The following is a 2,497-nucleotide window of genomic DNA, read 5'->3' on the forward strand; positions in this document are numbered from 1 at the left end:
GAAAGAATTTCTTTAACCGAAAGTCTGCGAAATGCTCAAGTTAATAACGGTGTCGAAAGTTTTATGCTAACTGAAAATGATTTGATCGTAGAAGATGCCCAATACAAAGCGCAAATGAGTACGGTTTTGATGATCGATATCAGTCATAGTATGATTTTGTATGGCGAAGACCGAATAACTCCTGCAAAAAAAGTGGCTATGGCGTTGGCAGAATTAATTACAACAAGATACCCAAAAGATACGTTAGATATATTGGTCTTTGGTAATGATGCCTGGACAATTCCGATTAAAGATTTACCGTATTTGCAAGTTGGTCCTTATCATACTAATACGGTTGCTGGTTTGCAATTGGCGATGGATATTCTACGCAGAAAGCGTAATACCAACAAACAGATTTTTATGATTACCGACGGAAAACCAAGCTGTGTTCGTGAGCGAGATGGTTCTTATTATATGAATAGTAATGGTTTGGATGAATATATTGTCGATAAATGCTACACTCAGGCGCAACAGGCGAGAAAACTCCATATTCCGATTACGACTTTTATGATTGCTAGAGATCCGTATTTACAGCGTTTCGTAAATCAGTTTACAGAAGCTAATCAAGGAAAAGCATTTTATACCGGAATAAAAGGCCTTGGTGAAATGATTTTTGAAGATTACGAAGCGAATAGGAAGAAGAGGATTAAATAAGGTGCAGAGGTTCTGAGGAACAAAGGGACAAAGGCTTCTAAACGCAACGTAATCGTAGAGACGCACTGTAGTGCGTCTACACAAAGAAATGACACGATGCAGTGTCATAAAAAATAAATAACAAAATCTATATTTCAACACAATGGAAATAAATACTATAAAGACATTAAGTCAATTAAAAGCCGCTGGATATAAAACTACAAGCATAAAGGATGAATTGCGAAATAATCTTCGTGAAAAAATCAAATCGGGGAAACCTGTTTTTGAAGGTGTTCATGGATTTGAGAATACCGTAATTCCAGAACTGGAGCGCGCAATTTTATCTCGTCATAATATTAATTTACTAGGACTTCGTGGTCAGGCAAAAACGCGTTTAGCTCGTAAAATGGTGGAGTTATTAGACGAATATATTCCGTTTGTGGAAGGTTCAGAAATTAACGACGATCCGTTAAATCCAATTTCTCGTTTTGCAAAAGATTTAATTGCTGAGAAAGGAGATGAAACTCCAATATCGTGGTTGCACAGAAGTGAACGTTTCTTCGAAAAACTCGCAACTCCAGACGTAACGGTTGCCGATTTAATTGGTGATGTTGATCCAATTAAAGCTGCAAATTTAAAATTGTCATATGCAGACGATCGCGTAATACACTTCGGAATGATTCCAAGAGCAAATCGCTGTATTTTTGTAATCAACGAATTACCCGATTTACAGGCGAGAATTCAAGTAGCGTTATTCAATATATTGCAAGAAGGAGATATTCAGATTAGAGGTTTCAAATTGAGAATGCCTTTAGATATGCAATTTGTTTTTACTGCAAATCCAGAAGATTATACCAACAGAGGAAGTATTGTAACACCTTTAAAAGATAGAATTGGTTCACAAATTCTAACGCATTATCCGGAAAGTATCGAGATTGCACGAACAATTACTGAGCAAGAGTCTAAATTAGATCAAAATCAGACTGATGTTGTATATGTTCCGAGTTTAGCGAGAGATATTTTAGAACAAATTAGTTTTGAAGCTCGTGAAAGCGAATACATCGATAATAAAAGTGGTGTAAGTGCAAGAATGAGCATTACAGCTTTCGAAAATTTAATTAGTACAGCCGAGCGTCGCGCTTTGATTTCGGGTGCTGATAAAACGACATTACGTTTATCGGACTTTGTGGGAATCATTCCAGCAATTACAGGTAAAGTAGAATTGGTTTATGAAGGAGAGCAGGAGGGAGCCGATGTTGTGGCCGAAAGCTTAATTGGTTCTGCGATTAGAACTTTATTCCCTGAATATTTTCCTAAAATCGAAAAATTGGAAAAACCAGACGAAAAAACGCCATACTCTGATGTGGTAGAATGGTTTTTCGCCGAAAGCGGTTTCGAATTATTGGATGATGCTTCAGACAAAGAATACAAAAGTATTTTAGATGAAGTAACGCCATTAGATGACTTATTAAAAAAACACCAACCTCAATTGGCAAAAGAAGATGTTTATTTTATGAAAGAATTTATTCTTTGGGGATTGGTAGAATATAAGAAACTGAGTAAAGACCGTTTTGCAAAAGGAAGTCAGTTTAGAGATATTTACGGAAGTTATATTAGTAAATTTTAAAAACATAATTTTAAAATATAATCTGGTCTAGCTGGTTTTTTAAAACCGGCTGGACTTTTTTATTTTACAATAGCTACTTTTACAATCCAAAAATAAATTTATGTTATTTCTTATATTAAGTATTCTTTGCAGTGTTATTGTAGGTGTTATATTCAAAATTTCTAGAAAATATAATGCTAATCCATCACAAATTATTTC

At 35.1% G+C, this 2,497-nt stretch carries 2 protein-coding genes; both read left to right on the top strand.

Features of this window, described 5'->3' with window-relative positions:
* Positions 1-693, top strand: a 693-nt coding sequence (locus B3J44_RS16755; RefSeq protein WP_286969793.1) for a vWA domain-containing protein, incomplete at its 5' end; no start/stop codon positions are given.
* A 142-nt stretch (positions 694-835) separates the two neighbouring features.
* Complete coding sequence (locus B3J44_RS16760) at positions 836-2,299, top strand: magnesium chelatase (RefSeq protein WP_286969794.1); 1,464 nt, start codon at positions 836-838, stop codon at positions 2,297-2,299.
* The last annotated feature ends 198 nt before the right edge of the window (positions 2,300-2,497 follow it).

Origin of the sequence: Flavobacterium sp. UBA4854 (assembly GCF_002399805.1) — a bacterium.
Lineage (GTDB): Bacteria > Bacteroidota > Bacteroidia > Flavobacteriales > Flavobacteriaceae > Flavobacterium > Flavobacterium ginsengisoli.

What these genes read in the sequence shown, in the direction of transcription:
- B3J44_RS16760 (WP_286969794.1), top strand. Translation starts at nt 836, where the DNA reads ATGGAAATAAATACTATAAAGACATTAAGTCAATTAAAAGCCGCTGGA.